The sequence below is a fragment of the Ferdinandcohnia sp. Marseille-Q9671 genome, assembly GCF_976954385.1.
In genome coordinates, this window is the sequence record NZ_CDRJTA010000004.1 from 1,010,643 (window position 1) to 1,036,959 (window position 26,317).

General features: G+C 37.1%; 24 protein-coding genes. 23 read left to right on the forward strand and 1 reads right to left on the reverse strand.

The genetic code is table 11. The features are described 5' to 3' along the window. The first annotated feature begins 76 nt into the window (after positions 1-76). From rpsO to ACWNMY_RS20370, 20 genes are all read left to right on the forward strand, one after another. The gene (rpsO, locus tag ACWNMY_RS20275) at positions 77-346 is read left to right on the forward strand and encodes a 30S ribosomal protein S15 (protein WP_449540054.1); all 270 of its coding nucleotides are present in this window, start codon (positions 77-79) and stop codon (positions 344-346) included. Positions 347-701: 355 nt separating this feature from the next. Next, the gene (gene pnp / locus ACWNMY_RS20280; RefSeq protein WP_449540055.1) at positions 702-2,819 is read left to right on the forward strand and encodes a polyribonucleotide nucleotidyltransferase; all 2,118 of its coding nucleotides are present in this window, start codon (positions 702-704) and stop codon (positions 2,817-2,819) included. Between the two features lie 135 nt (positions 2,820-2,954). Then, positions 2,955-3,932, forward strand: a complete 978-nt coding sequence (locus tag ACWNMY_RS20285) for a polysaccharide deacetylase family protein (protein ID WP_449540056.1) — start codon at positions 2,955-2,957, stop codon at positions 3,930-3,932. 34 nt (positions 3,933-3,966) lie between these two features. Next, positions 3,967-5,208, forward strand: a complete 1,242-nt coding sequence (locus ACWNMY_RS20290; protein ID WP_449540057.1) for a M16 family metallopeptidase — start codon at positions 3,967-3,969, stop codon at positions 5,206-5,208. Positions 5,209-5,273: 65 nt separating this feature from the next. After that, the gene (locus ACWNMY_RS20295) at positions 5,274-5,534 is read left to right on the forward strand and encodes a YlmC/YmxH family sporulation protein (RefSeq protein WP_449540058.1); all 261 of its coding nucleotides are present in this window, start codon (positions 5,274-5,276) and stop codon (positions 5,532-5,534) included. Between the two features lie 306 nt (positions 5,535-5,840). Further along, a complete protein-coding gene (dpaA, locus tag ACWNMY_RS20300; protein ID WP_449540059.1) occupies positions 5,841-6,740 on the forward strand; it encodes a dipicolinic acid synthetase subunit A in 900 nt (299 codons plus the stop codon). Next, positions 6,741-7,346 (forward strand): dipicolinate synthase subunit B, encoded by a 606-nt coding sequence (locus ACWNMY_RS20305; protein ID WP_449540060.1) that lies wholly within the window; start codon positions 6,741-6,743, stop codon positions 7,344-7,346. Positions 7,347-7,475: 129 nt separating this feature from the next. Continuing rightward, complete coding sequence (gene asd / locus ACWNMY_RS20310) at positions 7,476-8,528, forward strand: aspartate-semialdehyde dehydrogenase (protein ID WP_449540061.1); 1,053 nt, start codon at positions 7,476-7,478, stop codon at positions 8,526-8,528. A 251-nt stretch (positions 8,529-8,779) separates the two neighbouring features. Continuing rightward, the gene (dapG, locus tag ACWNMY_RS20315) at positions 8,780-10,024 is read left to right on the forward strand and encodes an aspartate kinase (RefSeq protein ID WP_449540062.1); all 1,245 of its coding nucleotides are present in this window, start codon (positions 8,780-8,782) and stop codon (positions 10,022-10,024) included. A 147-nt stretch (positions 10,025-10,171) separates the two neighbouring features. Further along, positions 10,172-11,041, forward strand: coding sequence for a 4-hydroxy-tetrahydrodipicolinate synthase (gene dapA / locus ACWNMY_RS20320; protein WP_449540063.1), 870 nt, complete (start codon positions 10,172-10,174; stop codon positions 11,039-11,041). Between the two features lie 190 nt (positions 11,042-11,231). Then, complete coding sequence (locus ACWNMY_RS20325; RefSeq protein ID WP_449540064.1) at positions 11,232-11,990, forward strand: ClpP family protease; 759 nt, start codon at positions 11,232-11,234, stop codon at positions 11,988-11,990. Further along, positions 11,987-12,196 carry a YlzJ-like family protein gene (locus tag ACWNMY_RS20330; protein ID WP_449540065.1) on the forward strand — a complete coding sequence of 70 codons (210 nt, stop codon included), beginning with the start codon at positions 11,987-11,989 and terminating at the stop codon, positions 12,194-12,196. The genes ACWNMY_RS20325 and ACWNMY_RS20330 overlap by 4 nt, the downstream gene beginning before the upstream one ends. Before the next feature lie 327 nt (positions 12,197-12,523). Beyond that, positions 12,524-14,845: a DNA translocase FtsK gene (locus ACWNMY_RS20335; protein WP_449540066.1), complete on the forward strand. Its 2,322-nt coding sequence runs from the start codon at positions 12,524-12,526 to the stop codon at positions 14,843-14,845. 156 nt (positions 14,846-15,001) lie between these two features. After that, positions 15,002-15,727, forward strand: a complete 726-nt coding sequence (locus tag ACWNMY_RS20340; RefSeq protein WP_449540067.1) for a GntR family transcriptional regulator — start codon at positions 15,002-15,004, stop codon at positions 15,725-15,727. A 99-nt stretch (positions 15,728-15,826) separates the two neighbouring features. Further along, positions 15,827-16,939, forward strand: coding sequence for a BMP family lipoprotein (locus ACWNMY_RS20345; RefSeq protein ID WP_449540068.1), 1,113 nt, complete (start codon positions 15,827-15,829; stop codon positions 16,937-16,939). A 165-nt stretch (positions 16,940-17,104) separates the two neighbouring features. Further along, positions 17,105-18,631 carry an ABC transporter ATP-binding protein gene (locus tag ACWNMY_RS20350; RefSeq protein ID WP_449540069.1) on the forward strand — a complete coding sequence of 509 codons (1,527 nt, stop codon included), beginning with the start codon at positions 17,105-17,107 and terminating at the stop codon, positions 18,629-18,631. Further along, on the forward strand, positions 18,628-19,698 hold the full coding sequence (locus ACWNMY_RS20355; RefSeq protein ID WP_449540070.1) for an ABC transporter permease: 1,071 nt from the start codon (positions 18,628-18,630) through the stop codon (positions 19,696-19,698). Before ACWNMY_RS20350 ends, ACWNMY_RS20355 begins: the two co-directional genes overlap by 4 nt. 1 nt (position 19,699) lies before the next feature. Next, positions 19,700-20,653: an ABC transporter permease gene (locus ACWNMY_RS20360; protein WP_449540071.1), complete on the forward strand. Its 954-nt coding sequence runs from the start codon at positions 19,700-19,702 to the stop codon at positions 20,651-20,653. A 75-nt stretch (positions 20,654-20,728) separates the two neighbouring features. Continuing rightward, positions 20,729-20,908, forward strand: coding sequence for a hypothetical protein (locus tag ACWNMY_RS20365; RefSeq protein WP_449540072.1), 180 nt, complete (start codon positions 20,729-20,731; stop codon positions 20,906-20,908). A 7-nt stretch (positions 20,909-20,915) separates the two neighbouring features. Then, positions 20,916-22,388: a sodium:solute symporter family protein gene (locus tag ACWNMY_RS20370; RefSeq protein WP_449540073.1), complete on the forward strand. Its 1,473-nt coding sequence runs from the start codon at positions 20,916-20,918 to the stop codon at positions 22,386-22,388. On the opposite strand, the gene ACWNMY_RS20375 is transcribed toward ACWNMY_RS20370, so the two are convergent. Then, on the reverse strand, positions 22,368-22,523 hold the full coding sequence (locus ACWNMY_RS20375) for a hypothetical protein (RefSeq protein WP_449540074.1): 156 nt from the start codon (positions 22,521-22,523) through the stop codon (positions 22,368-22,370). The two genes, ACWNMY_RS20370 and ACWNMY_RS20375, sit on opposite strands and share 21 nt — an antisense overlap. Before the next feature lie 347 nt (positions 22,524-22,870). Here ACWNMY_RS20375 and yfmF point away from each other — a divergent pair, with 347 nt between their 5' ends. From yfmF to ymfI, 3 genes are read left to right on the forward strand one after another with little or no spacing between them, the layout of a single operon-like run. Then, positions 22,871-24,151 carry an EF-P 5-aminopentanol modification-associated protein YfmF gene (gene yfmF, locus ACWNMY_RS20380; protein ID WP_449540075.1) on the forward strand — a complete coding sequence of 427 codons (1,281 nt, stop codon included), beginning with the start codon at positions 22,871-22,873 and terminating at the stop codon, positions 24,149-24,151. Continuing rightward, positions 24,151-25,437: an EF-P 5-aminopentanol modification-associated protein YfmH gene (gene yfmH, locus ACWNMY_RS20385; protein WP_449540076.1), complete on the forward strand. Its 1,287-nt coding sequence runs from the start codon at positions 24,151-24,153 to the stop codon at positions 25,435-25,437. The genes yfmF and yfmH overlap by 1 nt, the downstream gene beginning before the upstream one ends. 52 nt (positions 25,438-25,489) lie before the next feature. Then, positions 25,490-26,215, forward strand: coding sequence for an elongation factor P 5-aminopentanone reductase (ymfI, locus tag ACWNMY_RS20390; RefSeq protein ID WP_449540077.1), 726 nt, complete (start codon positions 25,490-25,492; stop codon positions 26,213-26,215). The last annotated feature ends 102 nt before the right edge of the window (positions 26,216-26,317 follow it).

Consider the following 26,317-nt stretch of genomic DNA (forward strand, 5'->3'; position numbering starts at 1 on the left):
AAGAACCATTGCTTGGCAGTTCGAATCACCAACGTCTGCTAGGTAATCGGGGATACTATTATAGGAGGTGAATAGGATGGCTATCACACAAGAGCGTAAGAACGAAATTATCAGCGAGTATAAAACTCATGAAAATGACACTGGTTCACCAGAAGTTCAAATCGCTGTCCTAACTGAGCAAATTAACAAGTTGAATGATCATTTACGTACACATAAGAAGGATCATCATTCACGTCGTGGTCTATTAAAGATGGTTGGTAAACGTCGTAATTTATTAACTTATCTTCGTAATAATGACGTAACTCGTTACCGTGAATTAATCAACAAGCTTGGACTACGTCGATAATCTACGAAAAAGCGGGAGAATTCCCGCTTTTTTATTAGGTTAAAAATAGAGGGATTTTTTTCCTCTGTTACTATCTATTTGTACAAAATTCACTTTACATATTTAGCTAGTATTGATATGTTCTAATAAATTAGTCAATACTATCAATACATAATATACATTTACTATTACCTTTATTCATCTGTGTTTTTACATAACAAGGTGGATAAATGTGAGATATAGTATTTAGAATTAAGTGGGTAAAAACTACTGATAAGTAAATGCCATTGGCGGAATGACACTAAGGTTTTTAAAATCTGTTTGTAGATCTTCCATGTGCATTTGATTAATGTGATTTAGAGAGGGGTACTATTATATGGATCAAGGAAAGCAAGTCTTTTCTATGGAGTGGGCTGGCCGACAGCTGACCGTAGAAATCGGTCAGCTAGCGAAACAAGCTAATGGAGCTGCATTAATTCGCTATGGAGAAACGGCTGTCTTGAGTACAGCAACAGCATCAAAAGAGCCAAAACCATTGGATTTCTTTCCACTTACTGTAAACTATGAAGAACGATTATATGCAGTTGGAAAAATCCCTGGAGGATTTATTAAACGTGAGGGTAGACCTAGTGAAAAGGCAATTCTTGCAAGTCGTTTAATTGATCGACCAATTCGACCTTTATTTGCAGATGGATTTAGAAATGAAGTACAAGTAGTGAGCATTGTCATGAGTGTCGACCAAGACTGTTCATCAGAAATGGCTGCAATGTTTGGTTCTTCTTTAGCACTATCTGTATCAGATATCCCATTTGAAGGCCCGATTGCTGGGGTAACAGTTGGAAGAGTGGATAATCAATTTATCATAAACCCATCTGTAAAACAGCAAGAAATTAGTGATATCCATTTAGTTGTTGCCGGAACAAAGGACGCAATAAACATGGTAGAAGCAGGAGCCGATGAGGTACCTGAAGAAGTTATGCTCGAAGCAATTATGTTTGGGCATGATGAAATCAAACGTTTAATTGCATTTCAAGAGAAAATTGTAGCTGAAATTGGTAAGGAAAAAAGAGAAATTGTTCTTTATGAGCTTGATAAAGACCTAGAAGGTCAAATTCGTGAAAAAGCGGAAGAGAGCATTACTAAAGCTGTACAAGTTGCTGAAAAACACGCAAGAGAAAATGCAATTAATGAAGTGAAAAGTTCAATCGTTGCAAGCTATGAAGAACAAGAAGCAGATGACGCAACCTTGAAGCAAGTGAAGGAAATCCTAAGCAAACTTGTAAAAGAGGAAGTTAGACGACTAATTACAGTTGAAAAGGTTCGTCCAGATGGTAGAAAGCCTGATGAAATTCGTCCTCTTTCTTCTGAAGTAGGAATTTTATCTAGAACACATGGTTCGGGCTTGTTTACACGTGGACAAACCCAAGCATTAAGTATTTGTACGCTTGGAGCTTTAGGTGATGTGCAAATTCTTGATGGTTTAGGAATTGAGGAGACAAAGCGTTTTATGCACCACTATAATTTCCCACAGTTCAGTGTCGGTGAAACGGGACCTATGAGAGGCCCAGGTCGACGTGAAATTGGACATGGGGCATTAGGTGAACGCGCATTAGAACCTGTGATTCCAAATGAGAAAGATTTTCCATACACAATCCGCCTTGTTTCTGAGGTGCTAGAATCAAATGGTTCTACTTCTCAAGCGAGTATTTGTGCAAGTACCTTGGCAATGATGGATGCAGGTGTACCAATTAAAGCTCCTGTAGCTGGTATTGCAATGGGACTTGTTAAATCCGGCGAACATTACACCGTATTAACGGATATTCAAGGTATGGAAGACCATCTCGGAGATATGGACTTCAAAGTAGCAGGTACATCTAAAGGTGTAACGGCATTACAAATGGATATTAAGATTGCTGGTCTTTCTCGTGAAATTTTAGAGGAAGCACTACAGCAAGCGAAAACGGGTAGAATGCAAATTCTTGATTCAATGTTAGCAACTTTAACAGAACCAAGAACACAGCTATCAAAATATGCACCAAAAATCTTAACAATGAAGATTAATCCAGATAAGATTCGCGATGTTATTGGACCAAGTGGTAAACAAATCAATAAGATCATTGATGAAACTGGTGTAAAAATTGATATTGAACAAGATGGTACTGTATTTATCTCTTCAGTTGACGAGCAAATGAATCAAAAGGCGAAGAAGATCATTGAGGATATTGTTCGTGAGGTAGAAGTGGGGCAAATGTATCTAGGTAAAGTTAAGCGAATTGAAAAGTTTGGTGCGTTCGTTGAAATATTTAGTGGTAAAGATGGACTAGTGCATATTTCTGAACTTGCTGAAGAGCGTGTAGGAAAAGTGGAAGACGTTGTCTCCATTGGTGATGAATTACTCGTGAAGGTTACCGAAATTGATAAGCAAGGTCGTGTTAACCTATCTAGGAAAGCTGTTATCCGTGAAGAAAAAGAGAAAGAAAAGCAACAACAATAGAAAGTATGAAAAAGCCTGGTAAACCGGGCTTTTTCCGTTTATATAAATGCATTTATCTAAAATACGTCGATTTATTTAATTTATGTTCTACCTTGTCCCTACTTTACATATTTTCTAGTAAAGAGGGGGATTGTTATGAAAAGACAGTACATACAATTTTTTGTTTTTATTTGTATTCTATTGATATCAATTGGAACACTACATAATCCTTTTACAAATGACTACGTTAGTAGTTTAAAGGCAAATTCTGATGAAATTGCAGTTAGTGTTAGTGGAAGTGATAAGCTCCTAAATGAAATTGAAAAAAGGGCTTTTGAATATCATATCCCAGCAGAGGACGCAAAAATAGACCCTGTTTGGAAAGCAACTCCTGGAATTAATGGAGTTGAGGTGGATGTTGAGGAATCTTATAAAAAGATGAAAAAAGATGGAGTGTTTGATCAAAATAAGCTTGTCTATAAACAAATTTCTCCAAAGGTTCATCTAAATGATTTACCAGCTACAGCGATATACCGTGGAAACCCAAACAAACCTGTTGTTTCATTCTTAATAAATGTTGCATGGGGGAATGAATATATTCCCGACATGCTTGAAACCCTAAAAAAGCACAAAGTAAACGCTACTTTTTTCTTAGAGGGCAGATGGGTCAAGGAAAATCCTGACTTGGCTAAGATGATTGTAGATGCTGGACATGAAGTAGGGAATCATTCCTATACTCATCCTAATATGAAGACTTTATCTACTGAGCTTGTTAGGGAGCAGCTCATCAAGACGAACGATGTTATTGAGGCTGCAACCGGAAAAAAACCAACACTCTTTGCACCACCAAGTGGAAATTATCGGGATGAGGTTGTGAAAATAGCTGATGAGCTAGGGATGAAGACAATCATGTGGAGTGTCGATACAATTGATTGGCAAAAGCCACAACCACATGTGTTAGTTCAAAGAGTTATGGGAAAGGTTCACCCAGGTGCAATGATTTTAATGCATCCTACATCGCCAACTGCACAAAGTCTTGAGAGACTCATACTCTCTATTAAACAAAAAGAACTAGCAATCGATAATGTTTCTACATTATTAAACGAAGAACGTATAATACTAAAGAAAAAGTAATAAATCGTGTTATAGAACTGGAGGAATTACAACCTTGATCAAAAAATATACTTGTCAAAATGGCGTAAGAATTGTATTAGAGAATATCCCAACTGTTCGATCTGTTGCTATAGGAGTGTGGATTGGGACAGGTTCACGAAATGAAACTCCAGAAAACAATGGGATTTCGCATTTTTTAGAACATATGTTCTTTAAAGGTACAAAAACCAGAACGGCGAGAGAAATTGCAGAGTCATTCGATAGTATTGGTGGACAGGTAAACGCGTTTACCTCTAAGGAATATACTTGTTATTATGCAAAAGTGCTTGATGAGCATGCTAATTATGCGTTAGATGTCTTAGCTGACATGTTTTTTCATTCAACCTTTGATGAAGAGGAATTAAAAAAGGAAAAGAACGTAGTATTAGAAGAAATAAAAATGTACGAAGATACACCTGATGATATCGTACATGATTTATTAAGCAAAGCTACATATGAAAATCATCCGTTAGGCTATCCTATTTTAGGAACAGAGGAGACCTTGGAAACTTTTAATGGTGATATGCTCCGTCAGTATATGAATGAGAGTTATATACCTGAAAATGTGGTTATATCTATAGCCGGAAATATAGATGAAACCTTTATTTCTAAAGTCGAAAATCATTTTGGATCGTACTCTACAAATCACATAAACAAAAGCATTGAGAAACCATCGTTTCATACAAATAAAATTACGCGTAAAAAAGAAACCGAACAAGCTCATCTTTGTTTAGGTTTTAATGGCCTACAAATCGGAGATAAGAATGTATATGATCTTATTGTGTTAAATAATATTCTTGGTGGTGGGATGAGTAGTAGGCTGTTCCAAGATGTACGAGAACAAAAAGGGTTAGCTTATTCGGTATTCTCATATCATTCTTCATATAAGGATACTGGAATGTTAACGGTATATGGTGGAACAGGTAGTAAACAATTAAACCTTTTATTTGAAACCATCCAAGAAACGTTAGTTAAGCTTAAACAAGAGGGAATTACTGAAAAAGAATTAAAGAACAGCAAGGAACAAATGAAAGGTAGTTTAATGCTGAGTCTTGAAAGCACTAATAGCAGGATGAGTCGTAACGGTAAGAACGAGTTATTACTTAAAAGACATAAGAGTCTGGACGAAATAATAGACGAAATTAATGAAGTCACCGAAAATAGTGTAAATGATATGTCGAAGCAAATCTTCACGAATGACTTTTCACTTGCATTAATCGGCCCAGCTGACGAACTACCACAAAAGCTGTCACTTTGATTTTACTTCTAAAAAATAGGACTACTCCATAACATGTAATAAGGACGAATAAGGAGTGGTCTATTTTGAGGCTAAGTGAATTAAGTGGAAAAGAAATCGTTGATGTAAAAAGAGCAGAGCGATTAGGTGTTCTAGGCCAAACCGATCTTGAAATAGATGAACGCACAGGGCAAATAAAAGCGCTCATTATACCTTCATTAAAGTGGTTTGGTTTAAAAAAGCAAGGTAGTGAGGTAAGAGTTTCATGGCAACATATTCGTAAAATAGGAACTGATATGATTATTATTGATATTCCAGACGAATATGGCTCAGAAGAAAATCAATAATAAACAAGTTAAACCCGTGGATTGTTTTCCACGGGTTTTTTGTGTGGTTATGATGTATATATTTCAAACTGTGTTACTCGCAGAAGGAAAATGGGCGGAATTAGTGTCGTTTATTCACCGATTTACAATTTACCTCATAGTATGTGAAGTAAATAAAATTATGGTGATTTTATTAAATGCTCTCCAGAGGTAATACCGCTTATTAATCTTCAATTTAATGCGGATGTAGTTGATGAGGTAACGTTTCTGATTGTTACTATAGAAACAACCTCATTTCACTTTAAATAAAAGAAGGTGATAAATCTTATGTTAACAAATATGCATGTTGCAATTATTGGTGGAGATGCAAGACAGCTAGAAGTGATTCGTAAACTTATTGAGTTAGATGCAAGACTGTCCTTAATTGGATTTGATCAATTGGATCACGGGTTTACAGGTGCATCAAAAGAGAGGGTAGACGAAATCGACTTTTCAGATATAGATGCCATTATTTTACCAGTTTCAGGAACAAACAGTGAGGGTGAAGTAGAGACGATTTTTTCAAATGAAACAGTCATATTATCTGAAGAAATTTTATCAAATACTCCTGAACACTGTGTTGTTTACTCTGGAATCAGCAATTCCTATTTAGATAAGATAATTGATGCAACAAATCGTAAACTAGTACGCTTATTCGAACGAGATGATGTCGCAATTTATAATTCAATCCCCACTGTAGAGGGAACCATCATGATGGTTATTCAACATACGGATATAACCATTCATAACTCAAAGGTTGCGGTGCTTGGACTTGGTAGAGTAGGAATGAGTGTTGCAAGAACATTTGCAGCGTTAGGCGCACAAGTGAAAGTAGGCGCAAGAAAAACTGAGCATATTGCTAGGATTACTGAGATGGGATTAACCCCGTTTCATTTATCTGAAATTGCGAACGAAGTGAAGGATGTAGATGTTTGCATTAATACAATACCTCATCTAATCGTTACTGCAAACGTCATCTCAAAAATGCCTGCACACACACTAATTGTTGATTTAGCTTCTAAACCCGGTGGAACGGATTTTAGATATGCCGAAAAGAGAGGAATTAAAGCATTGCTTGCCCCTGGTTTGCCTGGAATTGTCGCTCCGAAGACGGCGGGGCAAATAGTCGCAAATGTGTTGTCACAGCTTCTTTTAGAGTTATTACAGCAAAGGGAGGAGAATAAGTAAATGACTTCTTTAAAAGGTAAAAGAATAGGTTTCGGTGTAACTGGATCACATTGTACGTATGATGCTGTCTTACCAGAAATTATTAGACTTGTAGATGAGGGTGCAAACGTAATTCCAGTCGTTTCATATACTGTTCAATCAACGAACACTCGGTTTGGAGAAGGTGCGGAGTGGATTGAAAAGATTGAAAAGGTGACTGGAAATAAGGTGATTGATTCCATTGTAAAAGCGGAACCTCTAGGGCCGAAAATTCCGCTTGATTGTATGGTAATTGCACCTCTTACAGGTAATTCAATGAGCAAATTTGCGAATGCATTAACAGATTCTCCAGTGTTAATGGCTGCGAAGGCAACGTTGAGAAACTCACGTCCAGTCGTTTTAGGAATTTCCACGAATGATGCACTAGGATTAAATGGTGTAAATTTAATGAGACTTATGGCCACAAAAAATATTTATTTTATCCCTTATGGTCAAGATGCTCCTACAGCAAAACCAAATTCAATGGTTGCACGGATGGAACTGCTAAGAGACACGGTTGTAGAGGCTATTGAGGGAAGGCAATTACAGCCCGTTATTATTGAAAAATTCCGGGATGACGAAAAATAAAAACAATTAGCTTAAATAAAGGGGAAGAATGAAAATTCTTCTCTCCTTTAGTGCTTGTATGTGGTAAAATATATATCATTAAACGTAATTTTAGACATTCTAGCGCTACTAGGAAGGGGTATATCAAAAATGACATTAGAAAAAGAATTACATGTAGCCGTTGTAGGTGCTACAGGTGCCGTAGGAAAACAAATGATTGAGACTCTTGAGAAAACAGATTTTCCTTTAACGAAACTAACCTTATTATCATCAGAACGATCTGCTGGTAAAAAGATTATGTATAGAGGGCAAGAAATAACAGTTGAGGTCGCAACGCCTGAGAAGTTTGAAGGTGTTGATATTGCATTGTTTAGTGCAGGGGGTAGTGTTTCACAAGTTCTAGCTCCTGAGGCAGTGAAACGTGGCGCTATTGTTGTCGATAATACGAGTGCCTTCAGAATGGATGAGAATGTACCTCTAGTAGTACCAGAGGTTAATGAAAATGACCTCCATACTCATAAAGGTATCATTGCAAATCCAAACTGCTCCACAATTCAAATGGTAGTAGCATTAGAACCAATCCGCAAAGCGTATGGATTATCAAAGGTAATTGTTTCAACTTATCAAGCTGTTTCTGGATCAGGAGTCGCAGCTATCTCAGAACTAAAGAATCAAACGAAGGATATAATTGAAGGAAATGAATTTACTCCAGAAGTATTACCTGTAAAGGGAGATAAAAAGCATTTTCAAATTGCATTTAATGCCATTCCACAAATAGATAAATTCGAGGATAACGGATTTACTTTTGAAGAAATGAAAATGATAAACGAAACTAAGAAAATTATGCATCTTCCAGAGCTGCATGTTGCTGCAACTTGTGTACGTTTACCAGTTGAAACAGGTCACTCGGAATCTGTTTATTTTGAAACATCTCAAAATGGTGTCTCCGCTCAAGAAGTAAAAGATTTACTAGCTTCTGCACCAGGAGTTGTACTGGAAGACAATCCAGCAGAACAGCTTTATCCAATGCCAATACATGCTGTTGGAAAGAATGATGTATTCGTTGGAAGAATTAGAAAGGACTTAGACCAGGACAATGGATTCCACATGTGGGTTGTTTCTGACAATTTATTAAAAGGTGCTGCATGGAATTCTGTACAAATTGCTGGAAGTCTATTAAAACTAGGTTTAGTCTCAAAATAAATATAGAATGTTCAGTAGAGTCTGGTGAAATAACACAATGAAATTCTTGCTGGCATGTTTTGGCAACCCTCACGTATTTATTGGGACCGTAAGAGCTTTGCCGCATCAAACATTTGTCGTACATGACGTGTTAGAGTCAACATGCCACAAGTATGTACTTGATGACACCGTCCTTTTCATCCTTCTTTTTGAACAATGTACTATTTCCTTACTGCAAGATATTCTTTTTTAACCTAACATGAGGTGGTTTCATGAAAATTGTTGTGCAAAAATTTGGTGGAACGTCAGTAAGAGATGAAGAGTCAAGAGAAAGAGCTAGGAAGCATATTGAAAGTGCTGTGGCTGACGGATATAAAGTAGTAGTCGTGGTATCAGCAATGGGACGTCTGGGTGATCCCTACGCCACGGATACATTACTAAGTTTAGTCGAAGATACAGATGCCAAGATTAGCAATCGGGAAACGGATATGCTTATTTCTTGTGGGGAGATTATTTCTAGTGTAGTTTTTACAAATATGTTAAATAAACATGGCCTTTCAGCTGCTGCGCTTAACGGGGGGCAGGCTGGATTCCGAACAAATAATGATCATACGAATGCTAGAATTATAGAGATGAATTGTGACAGATTGCTTCGTACACTTGAAGATCACGATGTAGTTGTCGTTACTGGGTTTCAAGGGATCTCGAAGGTTGGAGATATTACTACACTCGGAAGAGGAGGAAGTGATACCTCAGCAGCAGCTCTTGGGGTAGCTTTACAGGCAGAATGGATTGATATTTTTACAGATGTTGAAGGTGTTATGACGGCTGACCCACGGATTGTAGGAGACGCAAGACCTTTATCTGTCGTAACGTACAATGAAATTTGTAATATGGCATACCAAGGAGCAAAGGTGATACATCCCCGTGCTGTTGAAATAGCCATGGAAGCAAAGGTGCCAATAAGAGTTCGTTCAACATATTCTGATGCACCTGGAACACTTGTTACAACCTTAGAACAGCGTAGCAAAGGCATAGAAGTGAAAGATCGCTTGATAACTGGCATTGCTCATGTAACAAATGTAACTCAATTAAAGGTTCAAGCTAAAAAGGGGCAGTACAATCTTCAAACAGAAGTATTTAAAGCTATGGCAAATGAAAAAATTAGTGTGGATTTTTTTAATATAACTCCAAATGGAGTTGTCTACACCGTGTCTGGAGACATGACCAAACGTGCCGTAGAAAAACTGAAACAATTAGGATATGAACCTCAGGTTACTGAGAAGTGTGCTAAGGTTGCGACTGTAGGAGCGGGAATGAATGGAGTCCCTGGAGTAACAGCTAGAATTGTAACAGCACTCTCAGAAAAAGGAATTCAAATTCTACAGTCTGCGGATAGCTTATCAACGATTTGGGTACTAGTAAGAGAAACTGAAATGAATGAGGCTATTAATGCACTTCATAAGGCCTTCCAACTTTCAGATGGCCCTGTAGGTTCAGAAGTTAAAGACTTTTAAGTTTTGCACAAGGAATTTATTTATAGTGAAGGCTTTTCCTTCATTTTATGATATAATTCAAATTGGAAATTTTGTGAACAAAGTCTCGGGGTATTTTATTCAAAATACTTACCGAGGCGTATTTGAAATGGGAGTAGGTGTGATATCATGATCGAATTTGGTAGAATTTCTACAGCAATGGTGACGCCATTTGATAATAAAGGAAACATCGATTTCCCAAAAGCAACACAATTAATTAATTATCTAATAAATAATGGTTCAGACTCACTTGTTGTGGCTGGTACAACTGGAGAATCTCCTACTTTATCATCTGAGGAAAAGGTTGCTCTTTTTCGTCATGTTGTAAAAGTGGTGGACGGGAGAGTTCCTGTTATTGCTGGGACAGGAAGTAATAATACCTATGCATCAATTGAACTTACCAAAAAAGCACAAGAAGTTGGCGTTGACGCTGTAATGCTTGTTGTCCCATATTACAATAAACCAAATCAAGAAGGCATGTATCAGCATTTTAAAACAATTGCAGAAAGTACAAATCTTCCTGTTATGCTATACAATATTCCTGGTAGGTCAGTTGTAAATATGTCGGTAGAAACCATTAAAAAGTTGTCAAATATACCAAACATTGTAGCTGTTAAAGAGGCAAGTGGGAATTTAGATGCTATGACTGAGATTATTGCAAATACAGATCAAGACTTTGTCTTATACAGTGGTGATGATGGGTTAACATTACCTGCACTCTCTGTTGGTGCAAAAGGTGTTGTTTCTGTTGCTTCTCATGTAATTGGGAATGAAATGCAACAAATGGTAAAAGCGTTTGTGAGTGGTGACATTAGCGAAGCAGCGAAATCTCATCAGCAGTTATTGCCTATTATGAAAGGACTGTTTACATCTCCAAACCCAGTCCCAGTAAAGACAGCACTCCAACTAAAAGGATTAGATGTAGGTTCTGTTCGATTACCATTAGTGCCATTAACCGAACAGGAACGGATTCAACTAACAAAACTAATCTCAGGATAATAATCCTCACAGTAAAGCCAATCATGATGATTGGCTTTTTATTTTGTAAATTAATAAGATGTTAAGATATATGGTTAGTATGCAATAGCGATTCTCTAAGCTAGTGGTTTTCTTTCACTCGTTTATTTCAAGAATGAAAATTATTCTTGTGTTAATACTAAATCGTAAATGGGTTTGAAAGGAGATTACTATGAATAACGATCAGTACATAAATGCAGAACAACCACAAGGGGATCAAGATAAAAATGAACAGACAAAAGGATCTTCTTTAGTTGATAAAATACAACAATTAGGGCAAACAAATGTCCCTCAATTGTCAAATGATAGTAAGATACATTGCTTAACAATTGTTGGTCAGGTTGAGGGACATATCCAATTGCCACCACAAAATAAGACAACTAAATATGAACATGTCATTCCTCAAATCGTTGCCATCGAACAAAACCCAAAGATTGAAGGGTTACTTGTTGTATTAAATACAGTTGGTGGAGATGTTGAGGCAGGACTTGCTATATCAGAAATGCTAGCATCACTTTCCAAACCCTCTGTATCAATTGTGTTGGGAGGCGGGCACTCTATTGGTGTACCAATAGCAGTGGCATGCGATTATTCGTTTATTGCAGAAACTGCAACTATGACAATCCATCCCGTCAGACTTACAGGTCTTGTCATTGGAGTACCACAAACTTTCGAATACCTCGACAAAATGCAGGATCGAGTTGTTAATTTCGTAACAGGACATTCAAATATTTCTGAAGAGAAGTTTAAGGAATTAATGTTCTCTAAGGGGAACCTAACAAGAGATATTGGAACAAATGTAATAGGTTCCGATGCTGTTAAATATGGACTTATAGATGATATTGGTGGAATCGGGCAGGCAATCAAAAAGTTGAATGAGTTAATTGATGAGAGAAACCCTGCGCAAGAAAGTGAGCAGATGATTCAATGATTTTATATACAATGATGCCACAGGAACTCATATATCCACAAGATGAACAGCACGAAAGCAACTTGAAATTTGTTGACATTAATGGAGTTTCATTAGCGGTTAGTCAAGCATCTAACGGTGAATATACCATTGAAAGAATAATGAGTACGAATCCTCAACACTATTTAGACGGAAGATATTCACCAGGACAAAAAATAAAACTTTAACATACTATTTTTGTAGCTACTGGGGAATTGAAATGTAAAGTGAAGAAGGAGACAAGGTATGTTATTTCCTTGCATGATCTCCTAAAGCCTGTTTTCACTACCAATTGTCCGACATTGGTATAATGTGCTATAATTTAACTAGATTTTAGAAGAAGCAGCCATGAAGTGGCTGCTTTCTCGTTATGCAGTATATATTCAGTAATAGTAGTCTTGATTTTATACTGATTAAGGTAAAAACCTTTGGCTTAGGATGTAGATTTCTTTAAAACACAAAAGAAATCTGACACAACTAGTTAAGGAGCATTTGATAGATGAAGTAGGTGTAGTATGGCTAAACGAAAACGTAGGAGTGCGAAGAGAAAAGATGAGTGGAAAAAGACACTGAAATTTGAGTTACTTGGGTTATTATTATTAGCTTTAGCATGTATAGGATTAGCTAGACTAGGAACTGTTGGAACGGGACTTGTTTATTTATTTCGTTTTTTCCTAGGGAATTGGGATATTCTCGGGTTAATTGGATTACTACTCGTTTCATTTTACATAATCTGGAACCGTGCCTGGCCAAGGATTGTTACAAGGCAATTAATCGGCGTCTATTTAATCATAAGTGCAATTCTCTTATTAAGTCACATTCCGTTATTTAACTTACAAACAAATGAAGGTAAGTTTACTGACCCTAGTGTTATCAAGAATACATGGGCAATGTTTTGGGCTGTTGTTAGTGGTAATACGACAACGACAGATCTTGGCGGAGGAATGATAGGATCAATACTCTTTGCCGCTTCTTATTTTTTATTTGATGAAGCGGGAACAAAAATAATATCTGTTTTTTTAATTATCATTGGCGGTGTCCTTGTAACTGGTAAATCGCTACATGATACACTTGCTAAGTTCTTTGGGCCAATTGTAACTTTTAGCAAGAATCAATGGGCAGGTTTTATAGAAGATACAAAGGATTGGTTTCATCAACACAAGACAAAACCCAAAAAGGAAAAACGCAGTAAGAAAAAAGAAAATGTCGATAGTGAAACACAATTAGAAGAACAGTTCCACGCAGAGCCTGTAGAAATTCCTATTGAGCCGATCATTTCAAATTTTGCCGATAGGGCCTATACTACTCAGGAGGATGCACCTCGTGAAAAAGGGAACCCAACTAAGGATGCACAAGATGATCATGAAGAAAAGATCCCAATAACCTTTACAGAGGGTGAACTTGAGAATGTGGACTATGAATTACCACCGATTGACCTTTTACATCCACCAAAGAAAACAAGCCAAAGCGCTGAGCATGAAAACATTTATGAAAATGCTAGAAAGCTAGAGAAAACATTTCATAGCTTCGGTGTTAAGGCGAAGGTTACAAAGGTACACTTAGGACCTGCAGTAACCAAGTATGAGGTTTACCCGGATGTGGGAGTCAAGGTAAGTAAAATTGTAAATCTGAACGATGATTTAGCACTTGCTTTAGCGGCTAAGGACATTCGGATAGAAGCACCCATTCCTGGAAAATCAGCAGTCGGAATTGAGGTTCCAAATTCGGAAGTAGCGGTTGTGTCACTTCGTGAGGTACTAGAAGCATCAGACAGCCAACGCTCAGACTCAAAATTGTTAATTGGACTGGGGCGTGATATCTCTGGAGAAGCAATGTTTGCGGAACTAAACAAGATGCCCCATCTTTTAGTTGCAGGCGCAACTGGAAGCGGTAAGAGTGTGTGTATTAATGGAATTATCACAAGTATCTTGATGAGAGCTAAGCCTCATGAAGTTAAAATGATGATGATTGATCCAAAGATGGTTGAATTGAATGTCTATAATGGTGTTCCTCATTTATTAGCACCTGTGGTCACAGACCCCAAAAAGGCATCTCAAGCTCTTAAGAAAGTTGTAAATGAGATGGAACGTAGATATGAACTATTCTCTCATACGCACACAAGAAATATAGAAGGGTATAATGATTATATTCGTCGTCACAATGCGGAAGAAGAGGCAAAACAACCTACTCTACCATATATCATTGTTATAGTAGATGAATTAGCAGATTTAATGATGGTTGCATCCTCTGATGTGGAGGACTCTATCACACGATTAGCACAAATGGCACGTGCCGCAGGTATACACTTAATTATTGCAACTCAAAGGCCATCTGTGGATGTTATAACAGGTGTCATAAAAGCAAATATACCTTCGCGGATTGCATTTAGTGTATCATCACAAACAGATTCTAGAACGATTCTTGATATGGGCGGTGCAGAGAAGCTATTAGGACGAGGTGATATGCTCTTCCTACCTGTTGGTGCCTCGAAGCCTGTACGTGTTCAAGGAGCATTTTTATCAGATGATGAGGTTGAAGAGGTAGTAGATTTTGTCATTTCTCAGCAAAAGGCACAATATCAAGAGGAAATGATTCCTTCTGAAACGGTTGAAGCTACAGAAGAGGTAGAAGATGAGTTATTTGATGATGCTGTCCAGCTCATAATCGAAATGCAAACTGCTTCAGTATCAATGCTTCAGCGAAGATTTAGAATTGGTTATACAAGAGCTGCTAGACTGATTGATGCAATGGAAGCTAGGGGTATCGTAGGCCCATATGAAGGAAGTAAACCGAGAGCCGTACTTATCTCTACTAAAAGTGAAGATGTAGGGAGTTAACTAATTGTGTAAAGGAAGAGTTACTAGCTCTTCTTTTTTTTTCGACAATTTATTCAATTCTTGTTTATTTATTTTGGAAAAAATGATATATTTATTTCGGATTAAACATTGTCTAACATCAGAGGTCTGATGACTATACATATAGGGGGGATCGTAGTGGCTATCAAGTTAGATAATCGACCATTGTACTTACAAGTGATAGATCAAATCAAACTTGATATTGAAAATGGTATTTATAAAGAAAAAGAAAAACTACCATCAGAATTTCTCCTAGCAAAACAATTAGGTGTCAGTAGGGCTACCTTACGAGAAGCATTACGAATTCTCGAGGAAGAGAATGTCATCATTAGAAGACATGGTGTAGGAACTTTTGTTAATTCAAAACCACTTTTCAATTCAGGGATTGAGCAAATAAGTAGTATTACAGATATGATTATTAAAGGTGGAATGACACCAGGAACTATTTTTCTGTCTAAAACCGTTAAAGGACCAACTGATGGTGATATAAAGGGATTTAGTTGTAGGGAACATGATGAAATAACTGTAATTGAAAGAGTTAGAACCGCTAACGGAGAACCTGTCGTCTATTGTGTCGATAAAATACTTTCTAAAAATTTACCAGCAAATTACTCTCATGAAGAATCTTTATTTGAATTACTTGAAAAAAAAGCGGGAAGAAAGATTTCGTATGCGGTTACCCATATTGAGCCTATAGGCTACCATGAGAATGTGTCTCCCATTTTGAACTGTGAGCCGGAGACAGCCTTACTTTTATTGAAGCAAATGCATTTTGACGAAAAGGATGAACCCGTATTATTTTCTCAAAATTATTTTAGAGCGGATAAATTTTCATTTCATGTAGTTAGGAAGCGCCTGTTATAAAGATGGGAGTTATTGCACACTTTAAGGAGGTGAATAAGTAGTCCGTTACTTACAAATAGTTAAGGAAAGTACTATTACAAATTATTAGGGGGTATATCCATGTTAAAAAAGAAAGCTAGCTTAGGATTAGCATTTCTGCTTGCGGCTGGTACATTACTTGGCGCATGTGGTGGTGCAGACGAAAAAGAAGGTAATGGCGGAAGTGACGCTAAAGGTGCTGACCTAAAAGTAGGTATGGTAACTGACGCAGGTACTATCGATGATAAATCATTTAACCAAGGTACTTGGGAAGGGATTCTAGCAGCTAAAGAAGAGCTAGGAATCCAAGAAAAATATCTAAAGCCAGCAGGTACTACTGAAGCAGAATACCTGAAAGAAATGGGTAACTTATACGATGCAGGTTACAAATTCATTGTATCACCTGGGTTTAAATTCGAAACTGCAGTATTCCAAGCACAATCTAAATATGAAGATGCTAAATTTGTAATATTAGATGGTAACCCACATAAGGGTGACTTTGTTCCAGCTGTTGCTGACAACACTGTTGCAGTATTCTTCGCTGAACATGAATCTGGTTTCTTAGCAGGTGTTGCTGCTGCTCTTGAATTAAAAGAAGGAGAAGCAGGATTTATCGGTGGTATGGAAATTCCAGCTGTTCAAAAGTTTAACTGGGGCTTCCAACAAGGTTTAGCTTATGCAAACGAAAACTTAGGCACAAATTTAACTATTAAAGAAGACAATGTTGTATATCAAGGTACGTTTGATGATAAAGCAGCGGGTGGTCAAATCGCAGCTCAAATGTACGATCGTGGTGTAAATGTAATCTTTGCTGCTGCTGGTGGTGTAGGTGTTGGTGCTATTGACGAAGCAAAGAAACGCGTACAAGCTGGTGAGGAAGTATGGATCGTTGGTGTAGACGTAGACCAATATGCAGATGGAATCTATGATGAAGCTAATAACAAATCTGTAATCTTAACTTCTGCAATGAAAAAGTTAGCTTTTGCAACACAAGAATTAATTAAAGCAGAACTTGATGGTAAATTCCCTGGTGGAGAAACTCTAACATATGATGTAAAAAATGATGGAGTTAATATTCCAGAAGAAAATCCAAACTTAAGTGAAGATACTGTTAAACAAGTTGGCGATGTGTATGAAAAGATTAAATCAGGCGAAATTAAAGTCTCTGGTGAACAAGGTAACTTAATCAAGTAATAACATTGTTGATAAAAGAGACGGTTTGCTCCGTCTCTTTTGTCTATGACCTACATTAATGTAGTAATTACCTAGCTGAAAGTTGAATCTCAGTTGCAATTTTTATGTTGGGATAGGTGACTCCTATAAAAAGGATACGAGTCTATAAAAAAGGTGAGTGCTATTATGGAATATGTTGTTGAAATGCTGAATATCAGAAAAGAATTTCCTGGTATTGTTGCAAATGATAATATCACGCTTACGTTGAAAAAAGGGGAAATACACGCATTATTAGGAGAAAATGGTGCAGGTAAATCGACTCTTATGGGAGTATTGTTTGGTATGTATCAGCCTGAAAAAGGTGTAATTAAAGTAAATGGTGAAGAAGTTCGTATTTCGAATCCAAATGTGGCAAACCGTCTAGGTATTGGGATGGTGCACCAACACTTTAAGTTGGTTGATAATTTTACTGTTACTGAAAATATTATTTTAGGTAGTGAACCTAGAAAAATGGGAGTTGTACTTGATACCGAAAGCGCTGCAAAAAGGATTGAAGAACTCTCAAAGAGCTATGGGTTAAATGTAGATCCACATGCAAAAATCGAAGATATATCTGTTGGAATGCAACAAAGAGTAGAAATTATGAAAATGCTTTATCGTGAAGCAAATGTGTTAATATTTGATGAACCTACAGCTGTATTAACTCCAAATGAAATTGATGAATTAATGAATATTATGCGTAACTTAATTAAAGAAGGAAAATCTATCATTATTATTACTCACAAATTAAAGGAAATTAAAGCAGTTGCTGATCGTTGTACTGTTATTCGTAGAGGTAAAGGAATCGGAACTGTAAATGTAGCTGAAACTAGTGAAGCTAGTCTTGCTGAAATGATGGTTGGTCGCCATGTATCATTTAACGTTGATAAGAAAGAAAGTACTCCAGGAGAGGTAGTACTAAAAATAGATAATCTGTCTGTTAAGAATAATCGAAAAGTATTGGGGTTAAAAAACTTTTCTCTTGAAGTTAGAGCTGGAGAAATTGTTGGTATTGCAGGCGTTGAGGGTAATGGTCAATCTGAATTAGTAGAGGCAATTACAGGCCTACGTAAAGCTGAAAATGGACAAATTTTTATGGACGGCGATGAGATATCAAATCTTTCAATTCACCAAAGAATCGAAAAGGGAATTGGACATATTCCTGAGGATAGACATAAACGCGGGCTCGTCCTAGATTATCCGTTACAATCTAACATGGTTTTACAAGTCTATAATAAAGAGCCATTTGCGAAAAATGGACTTCTCAATTTCAAAGCCATTAAAGAGTATGCTAAGAAAATAATTGAGAATTTTGATGTGCGCTCTGGAGAAGGAGAAGCATCTATTGCAAGAACGTTATCAGGTGGTAACCAGCAAAAGGCGATTATAGGAAGAGAATTAGAGTTAAACCCTAATCTCTTAATTGCTGTTCAACCAACACGTGGATTAGATGTAGGATCTATTGAATATATCCACAAGCGGTTAGTAAGCCATCGTGACAGCGGAAAGGCTGTCCTACTTGTATCGTTAGAGCTTGACGAGGTATTACAGCTTTCTGATCGTATTGCCATCGTAAATAATGGTGAGCTAATTGGCGTTGTTAATGCTTCTGAAACTAACGAAAATGAAGTTGGCTTAATGATGGCGGGCGTTAGTAAGGAGAGAAGTGTATGAGAACAACGATAGTTTCATTAATTGCTGTGCTTTTAGGACTCATCGCCGGTGGGTTACTAATGTTCTTCATTGGGAGTAATCCAATTGAAGGATACTCATATTTATTTCAAGGGGCATTAAAAAATCTCGAACGTATTGGTAATACATTAGCTACAGCTACTCCTCTAGTATTTACAGGATTATCCGTAGCATTTGCCTTCCGTACAGGGTTGTTTAATATCGGTACACCTGGTCAAATGTTAATCGGGGGACTTTGTGCAACTGCAGTCGGATTAACATTTGATTTGGCAAGACCTTTACTACTCATTGTAATGATTCTTGTTGGTTTTATCGGTGGAGCTCTATGGGCGTTTATTCCTGGTTTATTAAAGGCAAAGTTTAATGTTCATGAAGTAGTATCAACTATTATGATGAACTGGGTTGGCTATTGGACAGTTTACTATGTAGTGCCAGGATACTTTAAAGGTGAATTCTTAGAGACTGAATCACAAAAGTTGCCAGATACAGCTTCTTTACGAGTTCCATTTTTAACAGAAATGTTTCAGGGATCTTATGTGAATTTAGGTCTATTCCTTGCAATTATTGCTGTAATAATCGTTGGCTTTATTATTAATAAAACAACACTTGGTTTTGAATTAAAAGCTGTTGGTTTTAACCGTGATGCAGCAGAATATGCTGGTATGCGAGTGAATCGCAATATCATTTTATCAATGCTTATTTCAGGAGGACTTGCTGGACTTGCAGGTGTTGCAATGTATTCTGGTAACGCTTCTACCATGCAAATTGGTATCATGCCATCTCAAGGTTTTGACGGTATTGCAGTTGCATTACTTGGAGCTAATGCGCCGATTGGTGTATTTTTTGCAGCTGTATTTTTCGGGATCCTCTATTCAGGTACAGGGTTTATGAATGCAATGACTGAAATTCCACCTGAAATTGCAAACACAATTATTGCTATTATTATTTATTTTGCGGCTACTAGCATCTTAATTCATCGATTAATTGCTAAGTTTAATACTAAACGAGCAAAATCAAAAGATGATACTGTCAAGAAAGGGGAAGTATAATATGTGGGCGTTAATTGAGCAGATATTTCCATATGCAATAATTTATACTATTCCTCTTCTAATAACAGCATTAGGCGGATTATTTAGTGAACGAAGTGGTGTTGTAAATATTGGTCTAGATGGATTAATGATTATCGGTTCCTTCTCAGGGGCACTTTCTATCTATTATCTACAGGATGTTATATCCAATAATTCGTTAGTTCTTTGGGCTGGCTTACTCATCGCTGCAATTGCGGGTATGTTGTTTTCTTTATTACATGCTTTTGCAAGTATAAATTTAAATGCTGATCAAATCATCAGTGGTACTGCAATTAATATGATCGCAGGAGCCTTAACTATATTCTTAGCGAGAAATATTACTGGTAGTGGGAACATTCGTATTACTTCAGGATTTTTATCTGATGATATTCCATTTCTTTCGGATATTCCAATTATCGGTCCGTTATTTTTCTCTAACACGTATTTAACGACATGGGTGTTCTTAGCAGTCCTTTTGATTAGTGCATTTGCATTATATAAGACAAAATTTGGCTTGCGACTTAGATCATGTGGAGAATTTCCACAAGCTGCAGAAGCTGCGGGAGTTAATGTCCGTAGAGTCCGTTATGTTGGGGTAATGTTATCTGGTGCATGTGCTGGCCTAGGTGGAGCTCTTATTTTAGTAACGTATGCAGGAGAATTCACAGGTAACGTTAGTGGTCTTGGGTTCTTAGCGCTTGCTGCATTAATCTTTGGTCAATGGAAACCTTTTGGAATATTAGGCGCAACTTTATTTTTTGGATTTGCAACAACAGTTGCAAACGTCTCTCAAGTAATTCCGGAATTAGCAGTAATTCCACCAATTATTCTTAAGATTTTCCCTTATGTGGTGACTTTGATTGCTTTGGTTATCTTTTCTAAGTCTTCACAAGCACCTAAGGCTGCTGGGGAACCATTTGATTCAGGTAAACGTTAATTATATAGTAGTAATGAAGGAATGGCTGAAAATGTCATTCCTTTTTTAAAATAATCAATGTAGGAGGTTTGGCAAATGAGTAAAAAAGAGACCTTATTCGGAAGTTTATGTCTCTTCTTAGTCCTACTAGCTTATGTAATTCCGTATGGGTTTTTATCAGGTGTGACAGTCTGGTATGGTAGTTTTCTTATTTGGATTGTCTTAGCTCTTCTAATAATCATAATTAATTTTATCTTAACAAGGAACTGGAAGTGATTGTAACGTGAGTGCAACTGTTGTTTGGTGGGGTATTGTCATTTATGTTGTCATAGCAATTTATATAGCCTATTTATCGAGAAGTGAAAAACAAGTCAGCATGGAGGGCTTCTTTTTAGGAAGTAGAAAAATGAATGGATTTATTTCCGCGCTAAGCTATAGTGCCACGACATATAGTGCTTTTATGATGGTAGGTTTAGCCGGGCTGACTTATCGCGGAGGCGTGGGTGCACTGGGTTTTGAAATTATTTATTTTATTGGAGTTTCTCTAGTTGCTTTTTTTGGTCCACGCTTTTGGATTGTAGGAAAAAAGTATGGGTATGTAACCCCGTCAGAAATGCTAGGAGATCGGTACAATGATAAAAGAGTGGCCGCCATTGTTTCCATTTCTAGTTGTATATTTCTTATTCCTTATAGCGCCGTTCAACTAGCGGGTGTTGGTTATTTACTTGAAGGTATCACAAATGGTGGTATTTCGTTTTCAACGGGTGCAATAATTGCTACTATTTTAGCTCTCGTATTTACATATATCTCAGGTATCCGGTCTGTTATGTGGACTGATTCTCTACAAGCACTTGTGATGATTGTTTCATCTACACTCGTTGTTATACTATTGGTTAACGCATTAGGTGGATTTAATAGCTTTTTTAATGAGCTGCATACTAGTCATCCAGACTCTTTAACTGTTCCTGGAAATGGTTATTTTAGTTTCCCGACATTTTTATCCTTAACAATACCTTGGATTTTCTTTAGCCTTTCAAATCCGCAGGTGAGTCAGCGTTTATATATGCCGGCATCACTAGGTAGCTTACGAAAAATGTTATTAGGCTTTCTAATTTTTGGATTTATTTATACTATCGTTTCAGTGATGTGGGGGTATTCAGCCATTCTGCTATTCCCTGGACTCGACAATCCGGATGTGGCGACTCCAAGTTTACTTTCCTCTGAGCATGTACCACCATTACTTGGTGTTATCGTGATGGTATCGATTATGGCAGCAGCCATTTCTACAATTGACTCCATATTATTAACACTTTCTTCTCTTTTTGCCAGAGATGTGTATGGACTTTCTTCAAAGAGGAAAGACGAAAGTCAACAATTAAAAATTGGGAAGTTTGTGATCCCCGTTATCGCTATTCTTGCTTATGGTTTTGCGGAACTCCAATTAGACTTAATTGCTGTTCTTTCTGTGGCATCTTCAGCAGGTTTAATTGTTGTGGTACCAGCAATTATTGGTGCTTTTTTCTGGAAGAGAGGGACAGCGGCGGGTGTTATTTCTAGTGTGACGGTTAGTGGTTTGGTTGTCATTTTCTTAGAAGCCATGAAACTTAAACCATTTGGATATGGTTCTGGTGTGTGGGGGTTACTGCTCTCAATTCTTTTATTTGTAGGTGTGAGTATGGCTACTAAAGCACCTGAAGAGAAGGCTCGTGAGTTTTTATCTTATCTAAAAGGTGAGTTAGTGAAAAATCGCATATAATAAAACAATCCAGCTATGCATTGTACCTGTTACATAGCTGGATTGTTTTTCTTTGTTAGGAAATAGTATGGGTCTATGGCTAGCTTCAGTCGCCATCGGCTCGAGGTCATAAGCCAATCGCGCTTCTGATGGCAAAAAAGCGCCTTCTGTCAGCGCTTATCTTATGCTTGTCGCCGATAAGCAGGCGCCTTGCACTTTTCTTTTAAACTTGAAATTATTGCTAATTAGAGGTTATAGTGATTTTAAGATTATTTAAAAGGTTTTAGTTGAAAAATAGCTTTAAGTGAGTGTTCAAAAAGTCGACGAATCAAAAAGCAAGAAGATCAAGGAACGACAGCCTTGAGGACAGGAGCGTATTGTTTTAATACGTGAGGACCTCAAGAGGCAGAGTGACGCTGAGATTCGAAGCTTATCATTAGGTGCCTTTTTGAACATCTTCTATAAAGGGTTTTGATATGACCAAAAAAGGAGGCTATGTTCAGATGATATTATTGAATGAAACTGAGCATGTATTGAATGGTATGACGCTCCACACGATTAAAACAGATAAATTTAAAACGATTACCATTGTTTTGAGAATGAAAGCAGCGTTGGAGGAAGAGTTTGTAACTCAAAGAGCTCTATTACCATATGTCCTTCAAAGTGAAACGCCTAGTTACCCTTCAACAACAAGTCTAAGGGCCTATTTAGATGATTTATATGGTGCGACATTGAATGTCGACTTAGCCAAAAAAGGTGAGAACCATATTCTTTCGTTCAGTATGGAAATTGCAAATGAAATCTTTTTAAAGGATCAGACCCCATTGTTCGATAGGGCTATTACTTTATTACGTGAAATAGTGCTTTCACCTGCAACCGAAAATGGTGTGTTTAAGAATTCAGTTGTCGAGAAAGAAAAACGAAGTCTAAAACAACGAATCCAAGCGGTATATGATGATAAAATGAGGTATTCCAATTTACGATTAGTCGAAGAGATGTGTAAAGAAGAGCCGTATCATTTACATGTAAACGGCAGAATTGAAGACCTTGATCGTATTACTGCACAATCACTATTTGATTATTATCAAAAAGCTTTATCAGAAGATGAAATTGATTTATATATTATCGGAAATATTGATCCTGAGAAGGTAACAGAAACGGTTTCAAATGCATTTGTTTTTGCAGACCGAAATAAGCAACCTCACGCTCGAAGCTTACCTAGGAAAGTAGATAATGTGAATGAAGTCATAGAAAAGCTAGATGTGAAGCAAGGCAAGCTTAATATTGGGTTTAGAACAAATACAACATATAGTGACCCGGATTATGATGCTCTCCAAGTATTCAATGGTATATTTGGTGGTTTCTCGCATTCTAAGCTTTTTATCAATGTACGTGAAAAAGAAAGCCTTGCTTACTATGCTGCATCAAGAGTTGAAAGTCATAAGGGGCTTTTAATGGTGATGTCCGGCATTGATTTTAAAAATTATGAAAAAGCAGTCACCATTATTAAAGAACAAATGAAGGCAATGGTAGATGGGGACTTCACAGATGAAACCTTATCCCAAACGAAGGCTGTAATTAGAAACCAGTTACTTGAAACAATTGATAATTCACGTGGTATAGCAGAAGTACTATATCATAATGTAGTTTCATCACGCTCACGAACAATTGAGGAATGGATATCAGGTATTGAAGCAGTTACAAAGGAGGAAGTAGTCAATGTGGCAAAGAAAATTGAGCTTGATACAATCTACTTCCTTACTGGATTGGAGGCTGATCTTTAATGGAAAAAATAACATTTGATCAACTTCAAGAGAATCTTTTTCATGAGAAGCTTGCAAATGGCCTTAATGTGTATATCCTTCCGAAAAAAGGATTCAACAAAACCTATGCAACCTTTACGACAAAATATGGCTCGGTTGATAATCAATTTGTTCCATTAGGAAAAAACGAATTAGTAGCCGTTCCTGACGGGATTGCGCATTTTTTGGAGCATAAGCTATTTGAAAAAGAAGATGGAGATGTGTTTCAGGACTTTAGTAAACAAGGAGCATCTGCAAATGCCTTTACATCGTTTACTAGAACGGCTTATCTTTTTTCTAGTACATCGAATGTGGAACAAAATCTAGAGACATTAATTGATTTTGTGCAAAGTCCATATTTTACAGAAAAAACAGTTGAAAAGGAAAAGGGAATTATCGGTCAAGAAATTACAATGTATGATGATAACCCTGACTGGAGACTTTATTTTGGTGTAATTGAAAATATGTATAAAAATCACCCTGTTAGAATTGATATAGCAGGTACGATTGAATCAATTGCAAAAATAACAAAAGATATGCTTTATGAGTGCTATGAGACCTTCTATCATCCAAGTAATATGGTTTTATTTATAGTTGGACCTATCGATCCAGAGAAAATAATGGAGCAAATTCGCTCAAACCAAGATCAAAAAGATTATAAGGAACAGTCAGAAATTCAACGTCATTTTGAGGAAGAGCCTGTCCAGGTTAATGAAAAGAAGAAGGTTCTTGAAATGAATGTACAAACCTCTAAATGTATGGTAGGAGTAAAGGCATTGAACCCGTCGCGTTCTGGAGACGAATTGCTAAAACAGGAACTATCATTAACTATTCTTCTGGATTGGTTATTTGGAAAGAGCTCTAGCCATTATCAGGCTTTGTATGATGAAGGTTTGATTGATGATACATTCACGTATGATTATACGGAGGAACTTGGTTTTGGCTTTGCGGTCGTTGGTGGTGATACAGCAAATCCTGACGAACTTTCATCACGACTACGGTCCATCATGCTTACAAGTAAAGATTCTCCAATTTCAGAGGAAGAACTTGAACGTGTGAAAAAGAAAAAGATTGGGGCCTTCTTACGATCCCTTAATTCACCAGATTATATAGCGAACCAATTTACCAGGTATGCATTTAATGATATGAACTTATTTGATGTTGTTCCTGTGATGGAAGGCTTAACAGTTGATGAAATCACGAGTACAGCAAATCAATTTTTTGAAGAGGAACGTATGACAGAGTGTCAAGTTGTTCCGAAAAAATAGGTGTTAGCAAGCATCCTTTGCGCAAAGGATGCTTTTTTAAGGAGAATGAATAATGAACAAATATGCGTTAATTACGGGTGCAAGTGGAGGGATAGGAAGTGCTATTGCAAGGGAATTAGCAACTTGTGGCTATTCCTTATACCTTCACTATAATGAAAATGAATCAGCGGTAAAAGCTTTGGCTAAAGAATTGGTTAGTCAAGGAGTAGACATACATCTCGTAAAGGCAGACCTTAGTCAATCACATGGTGTGGAAGAGGCTATGAGCCAACTGGAGCACCCTATAGATACAGTTATACATAACTCAGGCAAAAGTATCTTTGGGCTTATGACAGACTTTGATCAACAAACAGTTGATCAGATGGTACAACTTCATATTAGTACCCCTTATTTACTAACTAAGGCACTGCTCCCAAATATGATTACAAAAAAGAGCGGGAATATAATTGTTATCTCCTCTATTTGGGGATTAACGGGTGCCTCATGTGAGGTACTCTATTCTATGGTAAAGGGTGGACAACTTTCATTTGTGAAAGCATTAGCAAAGGAGGTCGCATTAAGCGGAATTCGAGTAAATGCTGTCGCACCAGGAGCTATTAATACTAATATGCTTCAGAAATTTACCGAAGATGATCTAAAAGGTATCAGTGAAGAAATTCCACTTGGAAGAATTGGAGAACCAAAGGAGGTCGCGGATGTAGTATCTTTTTTACTGTCTAATAAATCGTCCTATATTACAGGTCAAGTTTTATCTGTAAATGGAGGCTGGTATTGTTAACTGTGGATGGCAGCAAGCCTCGCACTAACACTCCGAGTTTTATCTGATATAAAAATGAATAATTTATTTTACAAACGACAAACTAACTATGACTAACACAAT